A 16,418-nucleotide genomic window follows, 5' to 3' on the forward strand; every position below is an offset into this window, starting at 1 on the left:
CAACCGCACCTCCGAACGCCTCGAGGGTCTAAGCCCGGTGCAATACCGGACTCAGACCCTCGTGGCGTAACCTCCCGAATTACCAGTCCAACTCCCGGGGACCAGTCCACACGAGGCGGTGGGTTTCAGGAAAAGGGGTGGATTTGTGGGTACTCGACTACTCCGGTCGAAGTGCCGCCACGCTCACCGGCGCATTGGGGTCACCGGGCTCGCCGAAGCATGCGACCAGCACGGCTCCCGGCACGGGTATCACGCCGCCCGTGGCCGTCCCGCACGGCGAGGGCACGGACGTGATCGAACCGTCCGGGTGGATTGTGGTCAGGTCGTACCGCCTCGGGCTATCGAGAGGTCTCTCCAGTTGGGCCGTCACCACGGAGTCGTGCAGAAGAACCCAGGTCTGCGACTCCGGGATCGGATCCCTTGGCCATCCGGTGCCGGTCGGGATCACGGCGCGGGTCGTCACGTCGGAGTCCAGGCGTCTGATGACTGCCACCCCGGGCTTGTCGCCGTACACGAACCAGGACGGCTGGGGACTCACGGAGATCCCCGACATACGACGCCCTCGGGCATCTGAACCCCACCACCATCTGTCGACCGGCTCGTGGTCCCCGTTCGCGATGGAGACCACCAATGACCGGGGGACGTCATCGACGTCCCACAGGTGAGCCACGAACTCAGAGTCGCCTGTTTCGCCGACGGTGACGTCGAGCCGCTCATCCGCTGCCGTGATCGCGATGCGATGGGTCCGATCAACACCGGTCAGTGCGTCGAAAGCGACGACTTTCACGTGCCCGTCGTCCGGGGCCACGTGGACGACATGGGCACCGGTAGCGGACACCGAACGCGGATGCGGGCTGGGTTCATCCCGTCCGGTCGACGGCGACACACGTCGCTGCCATCTGACTTCTCCGCTCCGGGACTCGAGGACTGCTATCTCGCCGTCACGAATCACCGCCAACGGCCGATCGACCTGTCCGGCACGTGGAACGTCGGACACCAGAATCCACGACGAATCGTTTGTCCAGAGAATTCGTCCGGTCATGGCGTCGATCCCGGTCGTGAAATACCCTTTCCGCCCTGCGCGGACGAAGTCGCAGCTGACCACAACCACCGATTCTGTTCCGGTTCCGGTGCTGGTGATGCGATCGAACCCTCGTTCGGCGCAATTCGCCGCACCGACGCCATCGGAGGTGTGGCTCCACCGTGGTCGGCCCGTCGTGCCGTCGTAGGCGACCAGGACACCTTCGACGACTGCGGCGAAGCCCGGGCCGGCTGGGGTGATGGACCAGGGGTCGACGTCATCCACTCGGTAAGCGACGTCCCCGCCGGCCGAGGGCGGCACTTCGGGAATGTGGACGGCTTCGACCGGTGCAGCCCCTGAATGCTCCGACGGCACGAGGCCCACCGCCAGGGTGGCGACCAGGGCGACACCGGTCGTCGCTCCGATCCCTCTCGCGGACAACCGACCTCGTCGAACCATCGCCACGATTCCGGCGGCGAGTAGGCACGCCCAGGCCGCGGTGACCGATCGGACCACGTCGTGTCCACCTGGGCCCCCGGTCAGCGCTGCGATGCCGTCCATGGTCTCCGATCGGACCGCATAGGCGAGGCAGGCGCCCGAGACACATGCAGACCCGATCGCCACACCGCGACCGACAAAACAGAGCAGTGTGGCACCAACCAGAAGCGACAGTGCGAGCGACGCCCCGAGTAGGAGTGTCGTTGCGGCCCACTCTGGTCCGGTCCAGAATCCGCCAGACACCCGACCCGATGGAACCCGCTGGACGAAAGCCAGTCCAGAAAGCACGATCCCAGCAACCGCGAGGAATGCGATTACATAACCAGTCGAGCGGGATACGGCGGCCGACCTCTGTGAGCCGCGACCCGTCGTGTCGTCGACGGGATCGGCAGCGTCGACCGTTCCCGACTCCCCAGTGCTTCCGTTCTGGCCCATCCCCAACCCCCGTCGACCGAGCACACAATCGGTGCTGCCCGGGGGGAGACTATCGGAGTTCGGCATCTTGCGCGGTCGCGCATCCCCAGACCCATCCGAACTCCCGCGGCCCTGCTCCCGTCCCGCTTATCGGATCCAATAAGCGGAACGGAAACGGAACCGCGGGAACACAATCAACCCCGGGACTCAGGCGTCCTGGATCCGCGCGAACGGCCGGGCGGCTTCGAGTTCGAAGGCCAATTCGAGGAGGGTGCGCTCCTGGCCGAGGTCGGCGGCGAAGTGGATGCCCACCGGCATACCCGACTCCGTCTGTCCGAGTGGCAAACTGATCGCCGGGGTGCCCGCAGTGTTGTTGGCCGGGGTGAACGCGATGAACTTCGTCAGCCGGTCCATCGCCTCGTCGAATTCGATTGCCGGATCGAGGTATCCGATCTCGGGAGTTGTATGGACGACGGTCGGGGTGAGGATCACGTCGAAGGTGTCGTGCAGACCCCGGATCGTGGCGGTCGACTTCTTCAGCCCGCGAACCGCGCCGGGGAGCCGGTAGAAGTGCCGGAGGGCGCTCCGCGACAACCCGCGGGTGAAGGAGTCGACCTGCGAGCGGTCGAAGCCCTTGTCGACGACCCGCTTTCCGAACCGGTCCAGCGCCAGGGCCAGCAATGACCAGTAGTCGATGAAGTCCCGGACGTAGTCGCGATCGACCGGCAACGGCACCATCTCGGTGCGGTGGCCCAGCGACTCGACGAGTTCGGCGGCCTCGGCGACGCACCGTTGGGTCTCGCGGTCGAGCAGCGCACCGGTCAGCGGCTCGGTGATCAGCGCGATCTTCAGCCGCTTCGTGCCCGGACCGTCGACCACACCGATCGGCGGCATCCCGGGTGCGGGCCGGAAACCCTGTGTGTCGGCGAGGAAGCGCGCCGTGTCCCGCACCGAGCGACTGACGATGCCGTTGGACACCAGGTCGATCGGAGCGTCCCGCGTCTCCTTCGACGACTCGACCCGCCCGCGACTCGGCTTGAGCCCCACCAGACCACAGATGGCGGCTGGGATCCGGATCGACCCGCCACCGTCGTTCGCGTGCGCGATCGGTAGCGCACCGGCGGCGACGAGCGCCGCCGAACCACCCGACGAACCACCCGAGGAATAGTCGGTGTCCCACGGATTGCGCGTCGGCTCGCGGTCGACGAATTCCGTCGTCGAGGTCAGCCCGAAGGCGGGCATCGTCGACGCCCCGACGACGTTCACCCCGCTGGACAGGAACTGATTGGTGAAGGCCTCGTTGGCCTCGGCCGGCCGCGGCGGCACCGCCGCCGAACCATGGCGGGTCGGCAGTCCCGCGAAGTCGGTGTTGTTCTTGATGATCGACGGCACCCCGATGAACGATCCCAGCGGGAAGTCGTTGTCGACGGCACGCTTCCGAGCGCGCTCGCGATCGTCGAAGGCGATCGCGTTGAGGTGCGGGTTGACGGCGTCGATGCGGGCGATGGCGGCCTCGACCGCTTCCGCTGCGGAGACCTGGCCGGAGGAGATCGCGTCGGCGATGCCGACCGCGTCGTGCTCGCCGAGTGCGTCGTCGGTGAACGCGTGGACGTGTTTCATGCCCGGACCCTACCGTCTCGGCGCAACCCCGATCATCGACAAGACGTCACCCACGAGGTCCGAGGCGTGATCGGCGTCGAGGGCGAGCCCGAACACCGCGTGGTGGTACAGCGGGGCGATCACGTGATCGAGCACCTGGCGCACGGACGGCGTGGGTTCACCGCGCCCCTGCGCCCGCGCGATCATCTGCTCGGCGTGCTCTCGCCTGATCTCCCAGCAGGGGCAGACCTCGACGATGTCCTCGCGGGCCGCGACCATGGCGCGCAGGTAGGCCCGGCGCTTGGGACGCGCGATGTCGGCGGCGATGATCTGCGCCCACTCCGCGAGATCCCCGGCAAGGGTGCCGGTGTCGGGCAGCGGTTCGCCCTGCGTCAGCGCCGCGACCGCCACCTCGCCGAGCAGTGCGTCGATCGACCGCCACCGTCGATAGATGCTGGTCGGGTTGACCCCGGCGAGTTCGGCGACCTCCGGGATCGTCATCGTCTCGCGGCGTCCGGCGCCGACGAGCTGACCGACAGCCGTGTAGACCGCCGATTGCACGCGCGCGCTGCGACCACCGGGACGCCGGGTCGGCGCGGCGGGGCCGCCAGGAGTCGGCTTGTCGGAAGTGCGGGCGGTCGTCATGGACGCCATTATTGCAAAGCTGATTGCTTTTGGAACACAGTCCGGGCTAGTTTCTGAATGCAACTCTGTTTGCTTTAAGGAGACCTCGTGGCGCCACTTCACCCCCATCGCGCGTTCTGGCTGATCGCGGCCACCTACATGATGGTCCTGTTCGCGTCCGCGGCACCGTCACCGCTGTATCCCGTCTACCAGGAACTCTGGGGGTTCTCCGCGCTCACGCTGACGCTGGTGTTCGCGGTGTACGTGCTCACCATGCTGTTGAGCCTCCTCACGGTCGGGTCTCTTTCCGATCATGTCGGCCGGCGGCCCGTTCTCGCCGTCGCGCTCGTCCTGCTCATCGCGAGCATGGTGCTGTTCGTCGTCGCCCAGGACGTCGGCACGCTGCTTGCCGCCCGCGCCCTCCAAGGCCTGGCCACCGGGGCGGCGATGGGCACGTTGACCGCGACAACGGTCGATCTGCAGCCCTCGGCTCGGATCGGTTCGACGATCGTCGGCGCGGCACCGGCGATCGGCCTGGCGAGCGGCGTCGCCGTGGCCGGTGTGCTCGTCGAGTACGCACCCGCGCCCCGCGTCCTGATCTACGAGATCATCCTCGGCCTGTTCGCCGCGCTGCTGATCGCCCTGCTCATCGTCCCGGAGACACGCGAACGGATCGGCTTCGATTCCCGACGGCACCTGGCGGGCACACTCGCGCCGCAGGTGCGCGTGCCCCGCGAGGTGCGCACGGTGTTCCTGGCCTCCGTGCCCGCGCTCGTCGCCACCTGGTCCCTCGGCGGCCTGTACCTCTCTCTCGGCTCGTCGGTGGTCTCCCGCGTATTCGGCGTGGACAACCACGGCGCGGCCGGCGCCATCCTGTTCGTCTTCTTCGCCTGCGCGGCCGTCACGTCTCTGTTGATCACCGATCGCTCGTCGACGGTCAAGGCCGCGTACGGATTTCCCGCACTCGCCGCGGGCGTGGTGATCTCACTCGCCGGGGTCCTCATCGAATCGTTGCCCCTCTACATCGTCGGTTCGATCGTGGCCGGCTCGGGCTGGGCCGCCACCTTCCTCTCCGTGATGGACAACATCACCGCCGCGACCCCGCCCGCGAAGCGCGGTCAGGTCTTCTCGTCGGTGTTCGTGGCGAGCTACCTCGCATTCAGCGTCCCGGCCGTGATCGCCGGGATCGTCGTCTCGCACATCGGTTTGCGCGACACCATCGTCGGCTACGTCGGTTACGTTCTCGCGATGGTGATGATCGCGGCGGCATTCGCGGTGACGATGCGCCGCCGGGCAGCATCCGCAGCCCGTGACGCCGTTGAAGTCTCTCCGCCGCAACCGGAACCGGCACGCAGGGGCTGAGTCACCCGACGGCGGGCGGTCGCCATCCCACCATCCGCGTGGCCAGCTCCGCGTAGAAGTCCCCCATTTCCCCGGGCGAGAGTGATCCCCCGTCGCGATACCAGCGCGCGACATCGATTCCCATGGACAGCATCGCGTTGGTGGTAGCGAGCGAATCGGCAATCGCGAAGTCGCCGTTGGCGATCCCGGCGTCGACGATCGCGCGCACCCGTCGGGTGATCTCGCGGCGCATGGCCATCACGGTGTCGAGGTGGTCGGGCGCGAGCGAGTTCAGCTCGTAGTTCACCACCCGGCCCCCCACGTGTTCGCGCGCGTGGTGCTCGGTGAATGCGCGGACGATCGCCCGCAGGCGGTCACCGGGGGGTGCCGACGGATCGTCGGCGACGTCGATCGCCTCGAGGATGGCGCGATGACCGGCATCGGAGATCTCGAACAGCAGCTCTTCCTTGGAGCGGAAGTGGACGTAGACCGCGGCCGAGCTCATCTGCGCGCCGTTGGCGATGTCCCTGGTGGTGGTGCCGTTGAACCCCTTCGCGGCGAACGCCTCGACGGCAGCGCGCAGGAGCCGGGCCCGGGCGGCCATCGGCCGCGCCTGGGGCGCCGGGACAGCGGACGGGCCCATCGTCACCCTCTCGAAACGGTCGGACTGGTCATCGCAACGGACCCGTGATTGACAGCCTCCGGCCCGCGCGGCATAGTGCAACCTATCACTAAGCAAGCGCTTAGTCATTCGTGAACCGGCTGGGTCTCCCCAGCCGGGAGGCACACGGCAGAGGTCCCCGGTTCGGCCACACCGCCCGGAGTACGGACACCCTCGACAGGAGTAGAGAAGAACCTATGCAGCTGACATTCAGTCCTGAAGAAGAGGCTTTCCGCGAAGAGATTCGCGGCATCTTCGCCAAGGTCCCCGAAGACGTCCGCAAGCGATGCGAAGAGGGCAAGCTCAACTACCCCGAGGACCTCGTCACCACGACGCGCATCCTCAACGAGCACGGCGTCGCCACCCCGAGCTGGCCGGCGGAACACGGCGGCAAGGACTGGACCCCGATCCAGCACCACATCTACCGCGAGGAGATGAGCCTCGCGTTCGTCCCCGACATGCTGCCGTTCAACGTCGGCATGATCGGCCCGGTCATCGCCCAGTTCGGGTCCGACGAGATGAAGGAACGCTTCCTCGCCAAGACCGCGAACCTCGACATCTGGTGGTGCCAGGGCTTCTCCGAGCCCGAGGCTGGTTCAGACCTGGCCTCGCTCAAGACCCGCGCGGTTCGTGATGGCGACGACTACGTCATCAACGGCCAGAAGACATGGACCACGCTCGGCCAGTTCGCGGACTGGATCTTCTGCCTCGCGCGCACCAACCCCGAGGTCAAGAAGCAGGCCGGCATCAGCATGTTCCTGTTCCCGATGGACACCCCGGGCGTCGAGATCCGCCCGATCCAGCTCATCGACGGCAGCTACGAGGTCAACGAGGTCTTCTTCAACGACGTCCGCGTGCCCGCCGAGAACATGGTCGGCGAGGAGAACAGCGGCTGGACGCAGGCCAAGTTCCTGCTCGGCAACGAGCGCAACGGCATCGCCCGCGTCGGTTACACCAAGGCCAAGCTCGCGCGCGCCAAGGAACTCGCCAAGCAGACCCGGACCGCCAAGGGCACGCTGCTCGACGACCCGCTGTTCGCCGCACGTCTGGCCGAGGTCGAGAACGAACTGCTCGCGCTCGAGCTGACCCAGCTGCGTGTCGCCGCGTCGTCGGCCGACGGGAAGCCGAACCCGGCGTCGTCGTTGCTCAAGCTGACCGGTAGCCAACTGCAGCAGGCCGCGATGGAGCTGATCGCCGACATCGCCGGCCCCGACTCGCTCCCGGTGGCACAGCTCGATGCCTCGGCACCGAACGGCAGCGCCGAGGTCAGCGCCCCCGAGTGGGCCCAGCTCGCCGCGCCGACCTACCTCAACTACCGCAAGGTCACGATCTACGGCGGCTCGTCAGAAGTGCAGCGCCAGATCATCGACAAGGCCGTCCTGGGCCTCTGAGCCTCGGCCACGACTCTTTCCGACCTTCACCAAAGGAACACCATGGATTTCGAGCTTTCCGAAGAGCAGGGGATGCTGCGCGACACCGTTCGCGAGGTCCTCACCAAGACCTACGACGTCGAGACACTGCGCAAGGTCACCGACACCGACCTCGGCTGGAGCGAGAAGGTGTGGAAGTCGCTGGCCGAGATCGGCATTCTCGGCCTGACCTTCCCGGAGGCCGAGGGCGGCATGGATGCCGGCCCGGTCGAATTCACCAGTGTGATGACCGAACTCGGCCGCGCACTGGCCCCCGAGCCGTACCTCGACTCGGTCCTCGTCCCCGGCTCGCTCCTCGGCCTCGCCGACGACGCGACCCGCACCGAGCTGCGGACCGCACTGGCATCCGGCGAACTCCTGATGGCTTTCGCCCACACCGAGCCCGGTGACCGGTGGCCGGAGGCCCGGGTCGAGACCACCGCGTCGGCCGACGGCGTCCTGAACGGAACCAAGAGCCTTGTCGGACACGGCGATTGCGCAGCCAAGCTGATCGTGTCGGCCCGCGACGACAAGGGCGTGGGCCTCTACCTCATCGACGCCGACGCCGAGGGCGTCACCCGCACCCCCTACCGGACCCACGATCGTCGGCGCGGTGCGCAGATCGAGTTCACCGATGCCAAGGCCACGCGCCTCGGCGACGGCGACGCCTCGCAGACGATCGCCGATGCGGAGGTCGGCATCCAGACGGCGCTGTGCGCGGAGGCCGTCGGCGCGATGGAGCGCAGCCTCGATCTCACCGTCGAATACCTCAAGTCGCGCAAGCAGTTCGGCGTCACCCTGTCGTCGTTCCAGGCGCTCACCCACCGGGCCGCCGACATGTACGTCCAGCTCGAACTGGCGCGCAGCCTGAGCCTGTATGCGACCTCGGCGCTCGCCGACGGCATCGCCGACCCGATCATCGCGTCGCGGGCGAAGCTGCAGATCTGCCGGTCCGCGCGTCTGGTCGGCCAGGAAGCGATCCAGATGCACGGCGGTATCGGCATGACCGCCGAGTACCCCATCGCCCACTACGTCAGCCGACTGACCGCGATCAGCCATACCCTCGGCGACGCGTCGGACCATGTGACCCGCCTGGCGGAGAACGTCGACTCCTACGACATGCTCAGCGTCGGCTGACACGCCGATCCCCCCGGACACGCTCCGGAGGGGTGCTGCGGGGGCTGTGCCCCGGCTACTGTCCTTCAGCGAAGGTCCTTCTGCGCTTCCCGCGTACGGACCTTCGCTGAAGTCGTTGTCGGGCGACCGCCCGCTGACGGTGTCGTGAGGCGAGAGGGATCCGGATGGAACTGCTGCGGGACAATCTGGCCGCGGGCGCGTCGTTCAGTCTGGTCGGCATCGCCCTGCTCATCCTGGGATTCGCGGCACTCGACCTGGTGACGCCCGGCCGGCTGCGGCAGCTGGTGTGGATCGAACACAACCGCAACGCGGTGCTGCTGACCACGTCGATGGTCATCGGTCTCGCCATCGTGCTGGTCTGTTCGGTCGTCGACACCGAACTCCTCGAGCTGTGGCGCGCATTGCTCTACACCGTCGCCTACTCGGTCTTGGCGATCGCGGTCATGATGTGGTCGTTCGTACTGATCGACTGGCTCACGCCCGGCAAGCTCGGGACCCTGCTGTTCGACGGCGCGCCGGGCGCCGACGACGCTCCCGACTCCCTCGACACCGGCCGGAGGGCCGCCGACGAGCATCCCGCGGGGTGGATCACGGCCGCGGTGTTCGTCGCCGTGGGCGCCGTCATCGGGATGACCCTGCTGGTCTGAGTTCGGGGCGACACCGCTGGTCCACGCGTTTTCCGGGGTTGACTCAGGCACCCGAACATGCTTATTGACCCTCGGCCAACAAGCCCATAGGGTGAGCGACCATGACCGCAGCACTCATCGAGGAATCCATCGACATCGACGCCACCCCCGAGCAGGTGTGGTCGGTGATCTCCGATCTCAAGCGCATGGGCGAGTGGAGCCCCCAGTGCAAGAAGATGATCATCCGCGGCGGCACCGTCGGGTTGGGGACCAAGACCATCAACATCAACCGCCGGGGCCCGCTGGTGTGGCCGACCACCTCCAAGGTCGTGCGCTTCACCCCCAACCAGGAACTCGGTTTCCGGGTCGCGGAGAACCACACCATCTGGAGCTACACCATCACCCCGAAGGACGCCGGCGTCACGGTCACCGAGCGCCGTGAGGTCAACGGATCGACCACCAAGGTCTCGTCGGTGCTCGTGGACAAGCTCTTCGGTGGGGCCGACTCGTTCGAAGAGGAACTCAAGCTCGGGATGGCCGAGACGCTCGGCAAGATCAAGCGCGCCGCCGAGTCCAACTGACCCTTCGAGACGCTCGCAAGCTCGCTCCTCAGGGAGCGGGGGACGCTCGCGAGCTCGCTCCTCAGGGAGCGGGGGTCAGGTTCCGCTGAGCTTGTTGATGAGCTCGGGGAGGTCGGCCACCGAGTCGATGATGTGGTCGGGGTAGGGCCCGAACTCGTCACGCTGCAACGCATGCAGCGCCTCCTCGCGGAACTTGCCGGTGCGCACCAGCACCCCGATCAGCGCCGCGGCCTGGGCTCCCAGGACGTCGTTGTGCATGTCGTCGCCGACCATGACCACCTGCGTCGGCTCGAGACCCAGGATCTCGGTGGCCGCCCGGAAACCGACCGGCGAGGGCTTGCCGATCGCCTTGATCTTTGCGCCCGAGGCCTTTTCGAGGCCCTCGAGGTACACCCCGGTGTCAATGCTCAGACCGGCCGACGTCGACCAGGTCATCGACCGGTGCATCGCGATCACCGGGATGCCGTCGAGCAGCATCTCCAGGACCTTCGACAATGCCGCGTGGGTGAACACCGAACCGGCGCCGCCGAGTACCACCACCTCGGCCGACGCCGGATCGTCGGTCAGCTCCACGCCGGTCATGTCCTCGGCGATCGGCCCCTCGTTGAGCACCCATACCCGCTTGCCCGGATACGCCGCGGCGACGTGTTCGGCGGTCAGCTTGGCCGCCGACAGGATCTCGTCCGACTTCACCTCGAAACCGCATTCGTTCAGCGCCTCGGCGATCTCCCCGCGCGACCGGGACGTCGTGTTGGTCAGGAACATCCGTGGGATGCCCTGATCGGCGAGTTCGGCGATCGCCTCCACCGCGCCCGGCAGCGCCCGCCACGAGGTGACCATCACCCCGTCGATGTCGAGCAGCAGACCCAGCGCCATGCGCACGAATGTAGTCCTCGGGCAGCTGCGTCGCAGGGCAGGCCCGGCCACCTGGCCGGGACCGCGGCGGCGCCCGCGGCGGCACCTGGCATGCTGAGCCCATGCGTACCGTCGTAGAGCATCAGCGCGTCGTCGCGGCATTGTTCGGCGCGCCCGAACCGTCGAGGGTCGCAGTGCCGCAATCGCTGGGTCTCGCCACGTTCACCGATGTCGACGCCCCGCTGTCCCTGCCCGGCTTCGACAACTCCGCGATGGACGGATTCGCCGTGCGCGCCGCCGATCTCGCGGACGCGAGCACCGATTCACCGGTCACCTTGCCGGTCGCCGCGGACATCCCCGCCGGCCGCACCGACGACCTGACGCTCGAACCGGGGACCGCACACCGCATCATGACCGGCGCCCCGATGCCCGCGGGCGCCGATGCGGTCGTCCCGGTCGAACTGACCGACGCCGTGGTCGGGCCGGTGGCCGCCGCGCCGACGGTCACCTTCACCGCGGCGCCCGAGCGGGGCAAGCACATCCGGCGCGGGGGCTCCGATATCGAGTTCGGCACCCGCGCGCTGCCGGCCGGCACGGTGATCGGCGCGCCGCAGATCGGCTTGCTGGCGGCACTGGGCATCGCCGAGGTCACCGTCGCCCGACGATTGCGCGTCGTCGTGCTGTCCACCGGTTCCGAACTCGTGGAGCCCGGAAAACCGTTGCGCCACGGTCAGATCTACGAGTCCAACGGCGCCATGCTGACCGCCGCGGTCACCGAGGCCGGCGCGATCGGTCGTCACCTCCACTTCGTTCCCGACAACACCGCGGACTTCGCCGCGCGGCTCGACGAGGTCGCCGACGACGCCGATCTGATCATCACCTCCGGCGGCGTCAGCGCCGGCGCCTTCGAGGTGGTCAAGGACGCCCTCTCGGCGACGGGGACCGTCGAGTTCGTGAAGGTGGCGATGCAGCCGGGAATGCCCCAGGGTTGCGGCCACTTCCCCTCGACGCGTGGGACGCGGGTACCGATCATCACCCTGCCGGGCAACCCCGTCAGTGCGCTCGTGTCCTTCGAGGTCTTCATCCGGCCGGCCCTGCGCGCCGCGATGGCCCTGCCGGCCGACCGGGAGCGGGTCGAGGCCCGCCTCGGCGCCGACATCCGCTCACCCCGCGGCAAACGACAGTTCCTGCGCGGCGTACTCGACGCGGGGCACCTCGACGGAGCCGTCGGGGTCGATCCGATCGGCCCACCCGCCTCCCATCACCTGCGCTACCTGGCCGAGGCCGACGCACTGATCGACATCCCCGCCGACGTCGAGTCAGTCGAGGCCGGAACGCTGGTGGAAGTGCTGGTCCTGCGCTGACGACGAGGCCCGCGGGGGCAGCGCTCTAGAGTGGACGCCGAGGCACCCGGCGATGCGGTGCGCACCGAGTACCCGGCCTGGACACAGGCCAGAGGAGGTTGATCGTGGCCCGACGTCCGCGTCCGGACGGCTCCGGTGACACCGGCCGTGTCGCCCATTTTCTCGATCTGGCCCGAGAGACCATCCCCCCGATCCATCCAGCCGGTGTGCCGTTCGTCGCCGCTCCGGCCGCCGTTGCCCTGCTGGGTCGCAGGCACCGCTGGATCGCCCGGCCGGCCGCTCTGACCGCCGGGGCGTGCGCGGCCTTCTTCCGGCATCCGAAGCGGGTTCCGCCCACCGAGCCCGGGGTGGTGGTCGCGCCCGCGGACGGCACCATCGCCCTGGTCGACGAGGCCGTCCCGCCCGCCGAGTCCGGCCTGGGCACGCAGCCGCTGCCCCGGGTCTCGACCTTCCTGTCGATCTTCGACGTCCACGTGCAGCGCGTGCCGATCGCGGGCACGGTGACCGCCGTGACCCACACGCCGGGCGCGTTCGTCTCCGCCGACCTCCCCGAGGCCAGTCGCGACAACGAGCGCACCACGATGACCATCCGCACCACCGCCGCAGGCGGCGCACCCGGCCCCGAGCTGGCGGTCGTGCAGATCGCCGGTCTCATCGCGCGGCGGATCGTGTGCGAGCCGACGGTCGGGGACTCGCTGGCGCTCGGTGAGACCTACGGGCTGATCCGATTCGGCTCGCGGGTCGACGTCTATTTCCCGGCCGGCACCCGGCCCCGCGTCTCGGTCGGCCAGCGCGCGGTGGGCGGCGAGACCCCGTTCGCGTACCTGGATCAGTGAACTCCGGCCCGGTGAACCCGACCGACATGACCTCATCCGGCACGACCCCCGGGCGTCGACGACCCGGCTCGCGCACCGCCCGGACCCCGACAGCACGCTCGGCGAGCCGACACGCACAGGCGCACCCGGTTCCGCGGAAGGAGCCGGAGCGCCGTCGTCTGCGCCGCCAGGCACAGGCCAGCCGCATCGTCATCCCGTCCTCGCTGACGATCCTCGCGATCTGCGCGGGCCTCACCGCCATGCGGTCGGCCATCAACGGCGACGTCGACACCGCGATGGCGCTCCTGGTTGCGGCGGCGTTCCTCGACGGCATCGACGGCCGGGTCGCACGCCTGATGGGAGCGACCAGCCGCATCGGCGCCGAGATCGACTCACTGGCCGACGCGATCAACTTCGGTGTGGTCCCGGCGATGATCATCTACTTCCACTTCATCGACGGGCACGACCTCGGCTGGGTGCTCGCCCTGATCTACTGCTGCGCCATCGTGCTGCGGCTCGCGAGATTCAACACCCTGCTCGACGACGACGAGGCACCGGCGTACACAAAGGATTTCTTCGCCGGTGTCCCCGCGCCCGCCGCGGCGATCTGCGCACTCCTGCCGATCGGGCTGGAACAACAGTTCGGTGACGGGTGGTGGACCTCGCTGCCGGCCGTGGGCGGGTGGTTGATCCTCGTCGCGTTCATGGCCGTGAGCCGCATCCCGACCTCCTCGCTCAAGACCGCCTCGATCCCGCCCGGCGCGGTGGCCGGCCTGCTGGTGCTCGTCGCCGCGGCCGCGGCACTGCTGGTGACCTTCCCCTACGTGCTGATGATGATCGCGATCGCCGGGTACGCAGTGCACATCCCGTTCGCGTGGCGCGCACGTCGCTGGGTCGCCTCCCGTCCCGAGCACTGGGATGACAAACCGGCCGAACGTCGTGCCCAGCGTCGGGCCCTGCGCACCGCGTCTCCCGGTGGCCGGCGCCGGCGGCCGGTCATCAACTCGCTCGGCCGCCTGGGCCTGAACCGCCCCACCGGCCCCGGCGTCACCGCGCCCCGCACGACCGGCGGGACGACTGAAAGCGAGCCCGAATGAGCACGCCCGCATCCCTCACCCTGACGGCGCGCCACAATCCCTCGGCGGCCGAGGCCCGGCGCGGCATCATCCGCGTGCATCCCGAGGTGCTGACGGCTCTCTCGCTGCGGGAGTGGGATGCGGTGTCGATCACCGGCGCACGCGTCACGGCTGCCGTGGTGGCCGCGACCGAGCCCACCGCGCCGACCGGGGTGGCCCTCCTCGACGAGATCGCCTTCTCCAATGCCGGTGTCCGGGAGAACTCGCCGGTCGTTCTCGCGCCTGTCGAGGTGCAGGGCGCAAGCCGCGTGGTGGTGAGCGGTTCGGTGCTGGCCACCCAGTCGATCACCGAGTCGACGCTGCGCCGCGCGCTGCTGGGCAAGGTCCTGTCCGTCGGCGACGCCGTCTCGCTGCTCCCCCGCGACCTCGGTCCCGAACTCGCGGCCACCGAGGCCACGCGCGCGCTGGCCCGCTCGGTCGGGATCACCTGGACCACCGAGTTGCTGACCGTCACCGCGACCGAGCCGGGCCCGCCCACGGGTGACCAGGTGTCGGCACCGGTCAGCGTGCAGACCAACACCGCCGTGCTGTGGTCGACGACCGCGGGCGAGGTGCCGCCGCTCGGCGACCGGACCTGGCCGGGGTCACCTGGCATCCCCGGCGCACTCGGCATGGTGTCGGAGTCCGACTCCCGCCCGCGGCCGGTCGCCGCGCCCACCCCTGTCCGCGAGCCCGCCCGCGAGCCCGACGTCCCGGTCCGGCCGGTGTCGGAGCTCGTCGGCGTCGACTCCCAGATCACCAAACTCACCGAGTGGCTGACCATCACCCTCGACGAACCGGAGGTCCTGCGCACCCTCGGCGCGACACCGCGTCTCGGCGTCCTGGTGACCGGCCCGGCCGGCGGCGGCAAGGCGACGCTCGTGCGCTCGGTGTGCGCGTCGCGCGCGCTGGTGACGGTCGACGGGCCGACGGTCGGAGCCCTCGAGGCCACCGCGCGACTACGGGCGGTCGCCGACGCGGTGGCCCGCACCCGATCGGGGGGCGGCGTCCTGCTGATCACCGATGTCGACGCGCTGCTGCCCGCCGAACCCGAGCCGGTGGGCGCCCTCATCCTCGATGAACTGCGCTCCGGCATCGCCGACGGGCGCATCGCGCTCGTCGCGACCACCGCCGAACCGGTCCGCCTCGACGCGCGGTTGCGCGATCCGTCGCTGTGCGACCGCGAACTGGTCATCGGTCTGCCCGATGCCGCCACCCGCGCGCGGTTGCTGTCGGCCATCCTGTCGAACGTCCCGACCGACGGCGATCTCGACCTCACGTCGGTCGCCTCCCGAACCCCCGGCTTCGTCGCCGGCGATCTCGCCGCGCTCGCCCGCGAGGCCGCCCTCCGGGCTGCCACCCGCGCGAGTGCCGAGAAGTCTGCGCCGTCGCTGCGCACCGAGGACCTCGTCGGCGCCCTCGACGTCATCCGGCCGGTGTCCCGCTCGGATTCCCCCGAAGTCGCGCTGGGCTCGATCACCCTCGCCGACGTCGGCGACATGGTCGAGACGAAACAGGCCCTGACCGAAGCGGTCCTGTGGCCGCTGCAACACCCCGACACCTTCGCCCGACTCGGCGTCGATCCGCCGCGCGGGGTCCTGCTGTTCGGTCCGCCCGGCTGCGGCAAGACCTTCGTCGTCCGCGCCCTCGCGGCGTCGGGTCAGCTGTCGGTGCACACGGTCAAAGGCGCTGAGCTGATGGACAAGTGGGTCGGATCGTCGGAGAAGGCGGTGCGGGACCTGTTCGCACGGGCCCGCGAGACGGCACCGTCGCTCATCTTTCTCGACGAGGTCGACGCGCTGGCCCCGCGCCGCGGGCAGTCCACCGACTCCGGTGTCGGCGACCGCGTGGTCGCCGCGCTGCTCACCGAACTCGACGGCGTCGAACCACTCCAAGACGTCGTCGTTCTCGGCGCGACGAACCGTCCCGACCTCATCGACCCGGCGTTGCTACGCCCCGGACGGTTGGAACGACTCGTCTTCGTGCCGCCGCCCGACGCCGACGCCCGCGGGGACATCCTGCGCGCCACCGGTCGCGACGTCCCGCTCGACGGCGTCGACCTCGACGAACTCGCCACTGATCTCGAGGGCTATTCGGCGGCGGACTGTTCGGCGCTGCTGCGCGAGGCGGCGCTGTCGGCCATGCGTCGCGACATCGATGCCGCCGCGGTTACCGTCGCCGACGTCGACGAAGCCCGCACGCGGGTCCGCCCGTCGCTCGACCCCGCACAGGTCGCCGACCTGAAGGCCTACGCCGAGCGCCGCCTCGACTGACCACAGCCGACGTCCCTTCGCCGGCCGGGTGAGTCCCGGAACACACCCGGAATAACCTCCGATAGTTGTTGGTTGCAACCATCAC

15 protein-coding genes are annotated in these 16,418 nt (G+C 69.1%); 10 read left to right on the forward strand and 5 right to left on the reverse strand.

Going from position 1 to position 16,418, the window contains the following annotated elements; all coding sequences use genetic code 11:
• Positions 1-70 (forward strand): IS3 family transposase (locus tag ABIC25_RS10260; RefSeq protein WP_354561654.1); only part of this gene is annotated, 70 nt, incomplete at its 5' end.
• Positions 71-157: 87 nt separating this feature from the next.
• Here the strand turns inward: ABIC25_RS10260 and ABIC25_RS10265 are convergent.
• The 3 genes from ABIC25_RS10265 to ABIC25_RS10275 form a co-directional block, all read right to left on the reverse strand.
• The gene (locus tag ABIC25_RS10265; RefSeq protein ID WP_354561301.1) at positions 158-1,645 is read right to left on the reverse strand and encodes an outer membrane protein assembly factor BamB family protein; all 1,488 of its coding nucleotides are present in this window, start codon (positions 1,643-1,645) and stop codon (positions 158-160) included.
• Positions 1,646-2,140: 495 nt separating this feature from the next.
• The gene (locus ABIC25_RS10270; RefSeq protein WP_354561303.1) at positions 2,141-3,553 is read right to left on the reverse strand and encodes an amidase; all 1,413 of its coding nucleotides are present in this window, start codon (positions 3,551-3,553) and stop codon (positions 2,141-2,143) included.
• A 9-nt stretch (positions 3,554-3,562) separates the two neighbouring features.
• Entirely contained in the window at positions 3,563-4,177 is a 615-nt protein-coding gene (locus ABIC25_RS10275) for a TetR/AcrR family transcriptional regulator (RefSeq protein ID WP_354561304.1), read from the reverse strand.
• 87 nt (positions 4,178-4,264) lie between these two features.
• Here ABIC25_RS10275 and ABIC25_RS10280 point away from each other — a divergent pair, with 87 nt between their 5' ends.
• On the forward strand, positions 4,265-5,518 hold the full coding sequence (locus ABIC25_RS10280; protein WP_354561306.1) for an MFS transporter: 1,254 nt from the start codon (positions 4,265-4,267) through the stop codon (positions 5,516-5,518).
• Position 5,519: 1 nt separating this feature from the next.
• Here the strand turns inward: ABIC25_RS10280 and ABIC25_RS10285 are convergent, their stop codons facing one another.
• Entirely contained in the window at positions 5,520-6,140 is a 621-nt protein-coding gene (locus ABIC25_RS10285; RefSeq protein ID WP_354561307.1) for a TetR/AcrR family transcriptional regulator, read from the reverse strand.
• Between the two features lie 215 nt (positions 6,141-6,355).
• Between ABIC25_RS10285 and ABIC25_RS10290 the strand changes: the two genes are divergently transcribed.
• The 4 genes from ABIC25_RS10290 to ABIC25_RS10305 all read left to right on the forward strand — a co-directional run bounded on the left by ABIC25_RS10290 (position 6,356) and on the right by ABIC25_RS10305 (position 9,911).
• A complete protein-coding gene (locus ABIC25_RS10290) occupies positions 6,356-7,549 on the forward strand; it encodes an acyl-CoA dehydrogenase family protein (protein WP_354561309.1) in 1,194 nt (397 codons plus the stop codon).
• A gap of 42 nt (positions 7,550-7,591) precedes the next feature.
• Positions 7,592-8,704: an acyl-CoA dehydrogenase family protein gene (locus ABIC25_RS10295; protein WP_354561311.1), complete on the forward strand. Its 1,113-nt coding sequence runs from the start codon at positions 7,592-7,594 to the stop codon at positions 8,702-8,704.
• A gap of 164 nt (positions 8,705-8,868) precedes the next feature.
• Positions 8,869-9,351 carry a DUF350 domain-containing protein gene (locus ABIC25_RS10300; RefSeq protein WP_248644532.1) on the forward strand — a complete coding sequence of 161 codons (483 nt, stop codon included), beginning with the start codon at positions 8,869-8,871 and terminating at the stop codon, positions 9,349-9,351.
• A gap of 101 nt (positions 9,352-9,452) precedes the next feature.
• Complete coding sequence (locus ABIC25_RS10305; protein ID WP_004022833.1) at positions 9,453-9,911, forward strand: SRPBCC family protein; 459 nt, start codon at positions 9,453-9,455, stop codon at positions 9,909-9,911.
• 75 nt (positions 9,912-9,986) lie between these two features.
• Here the strand turns inward: ABIC25_RS10305 and ABIC25_RS10310 are convergent, their stop codons facing one another.
• Entirely contained in the window at positions 9,987-10,787 is an 801-nt protein-coding gene (locus ABIC25_RS10310; protein ID WP_248644531.1) for an HAD-IIA family hydrolase, read from the reverse strand.
• 101 nt (positions 10,788-10,888) lie between these two features.
• On the opposite strand from ABIC25_RS10310, the gene moeA reads away from it, so the two are divergent.
• The 4 genes from moeA to ABIC25_RS10330 all read left to right on the forward strand — a co-directional run bounded on the left by moeA (position 10,889) and on the right by ABIC25_RS10330 (position 16,333).
• Positions 10,889-12,130 carry a molybdopterin molybdotransferase MoeA gene (moeA, locus tag ABIC25_RS10315; protein ID WP_354561313.1) on the forward strand — a complete coding sequence of 414 codons (1,242 nt, stop codon included), beginning with the start codon at positions 10,889-10,891 and terminating at the stop codon, positions 12,128-12,130.
• 104 nt (positions 12,131-12,234) lie between these two features.
• On the forward strand, positions 12,235-12,966 hold the full coding sequence (locus ABIC25_RS10320) for a phosphatidylserine decarboxylase (protein WP_101822593.1): 732 nt from the start codon (positions 12,235-12,237) through the stop codon (positions 12,964-12,966).
• Positions 12,967-12,992: 26 nt separating this feature from the next.
• Positions 12,993-14,042, forward strand: coding sequence for a CDP-alcohol phosphatidyltransferase family protein (locus ABIC25_RS10325; protein WP_239401805.1), 1,050 nt, complete (start codon positions 12,993-12,995; stop codon positions 14,040-14,042).
• A complete protein-coding gene (locus ABIC25_RS10330; RefSeq protein ID WP_354561315.1) occupies positions 14,039-16,333 on the forward strand; it encodes an AAA family ATPase in 2,295 nt (764 codons plus the stop codon). Before ABIC25_RS10325 ends, ABIC25_RS10330 begins: the two co-directional genes overlap by 4 nt.
• Positions 16,334-16,418: the final 85 nt, after the last annotated feature.

The organism is Gordonia sp. PvP123 (assembly GCF_040547295.1).
Taxonomy (GTDB): domain Bacteria; phylum Actinomycetota; class Actinomycetes; order Mycobacteriales; family Mycobacteriaceae; genus Gordonia; species Gordonia terrae.

Coding starts and splice junctions, on each gene's coding strand:
- ABIC25_RS10270 (WP_354561303.1), bottom strand. CDS start 3,553: ATGAAACACGTCCACGCGTTCACCGACGACGCACTCGGCGAGCACGAC.
- ABIC25_RS10275 (WP_354561304.1), bottom strand. CDS start 4,177: ATGACGACCGCCCGCACTTCCGACAAGCCGACTCCTGGCGGCCCCGCC.
- ABIC25_RS10285 (WP_354561307.1), bottom strand. CDS start 6,140: ATGGGCCCGTCCGCTGTCCCGGCGCCCCAGGCGCGGCCGATGGCCGCC.
- ABIC25_RS10290 (WP_354561309.1), top strand. CDS start 6,356: ATGCAGCTGACATTCAGTCCTGAAGAAGAGGCTTTCCGCGAAGAGATT.
- ABIC25_RS10295 (WP_354561311.1), top strand. CDS start 7,592: ATGGATTTCGAGCTTTCCGAAGAGCAGGGGATGCTGCGCGACACCGTT.
- ABIC25_RS10300 (WP_248644532.1), top strand. CDS start 8,869: ATGGAACTGCTGCGGGACAATCTGGCCGCGGGCGCGTCGTTCAGTCTG.
- ABIC25_RS10305 (WP_004022833.1), top strand. CDS start 9,453: ATGACCGCAGCACTCATCGAGGAATCCATCGACATCGACGCCACCCCC.
- ABIC25_RS10310 (WP_248644531.1), bottom strand. CDS start 10,787: ATGGCGCTGGGTCTGCTGCTCGACATCGACGGGGTGATGGTCACCTCG.
- moeA (WP_354561313.1), top strand. CDS start 10,889: ATGCGTACCGTCGTAGAGCATCAGCGCGTCGTCGCGGCATTGTTCGGC.
- ABIC25_RS10325 (WP_239401805.1), top strand. CDS start 12,993: ATGACCTCATCCGGCACGACCCCCGGGCGTCGACGACCCGGCTCGCGC.
- ABIC25_RS10330 (WP_354561315.1), top strand. CDS start 14,039: ATGAGCACGCCCGCATCCCTCACCCTGACGGCGCGCCACAATCCCTCG.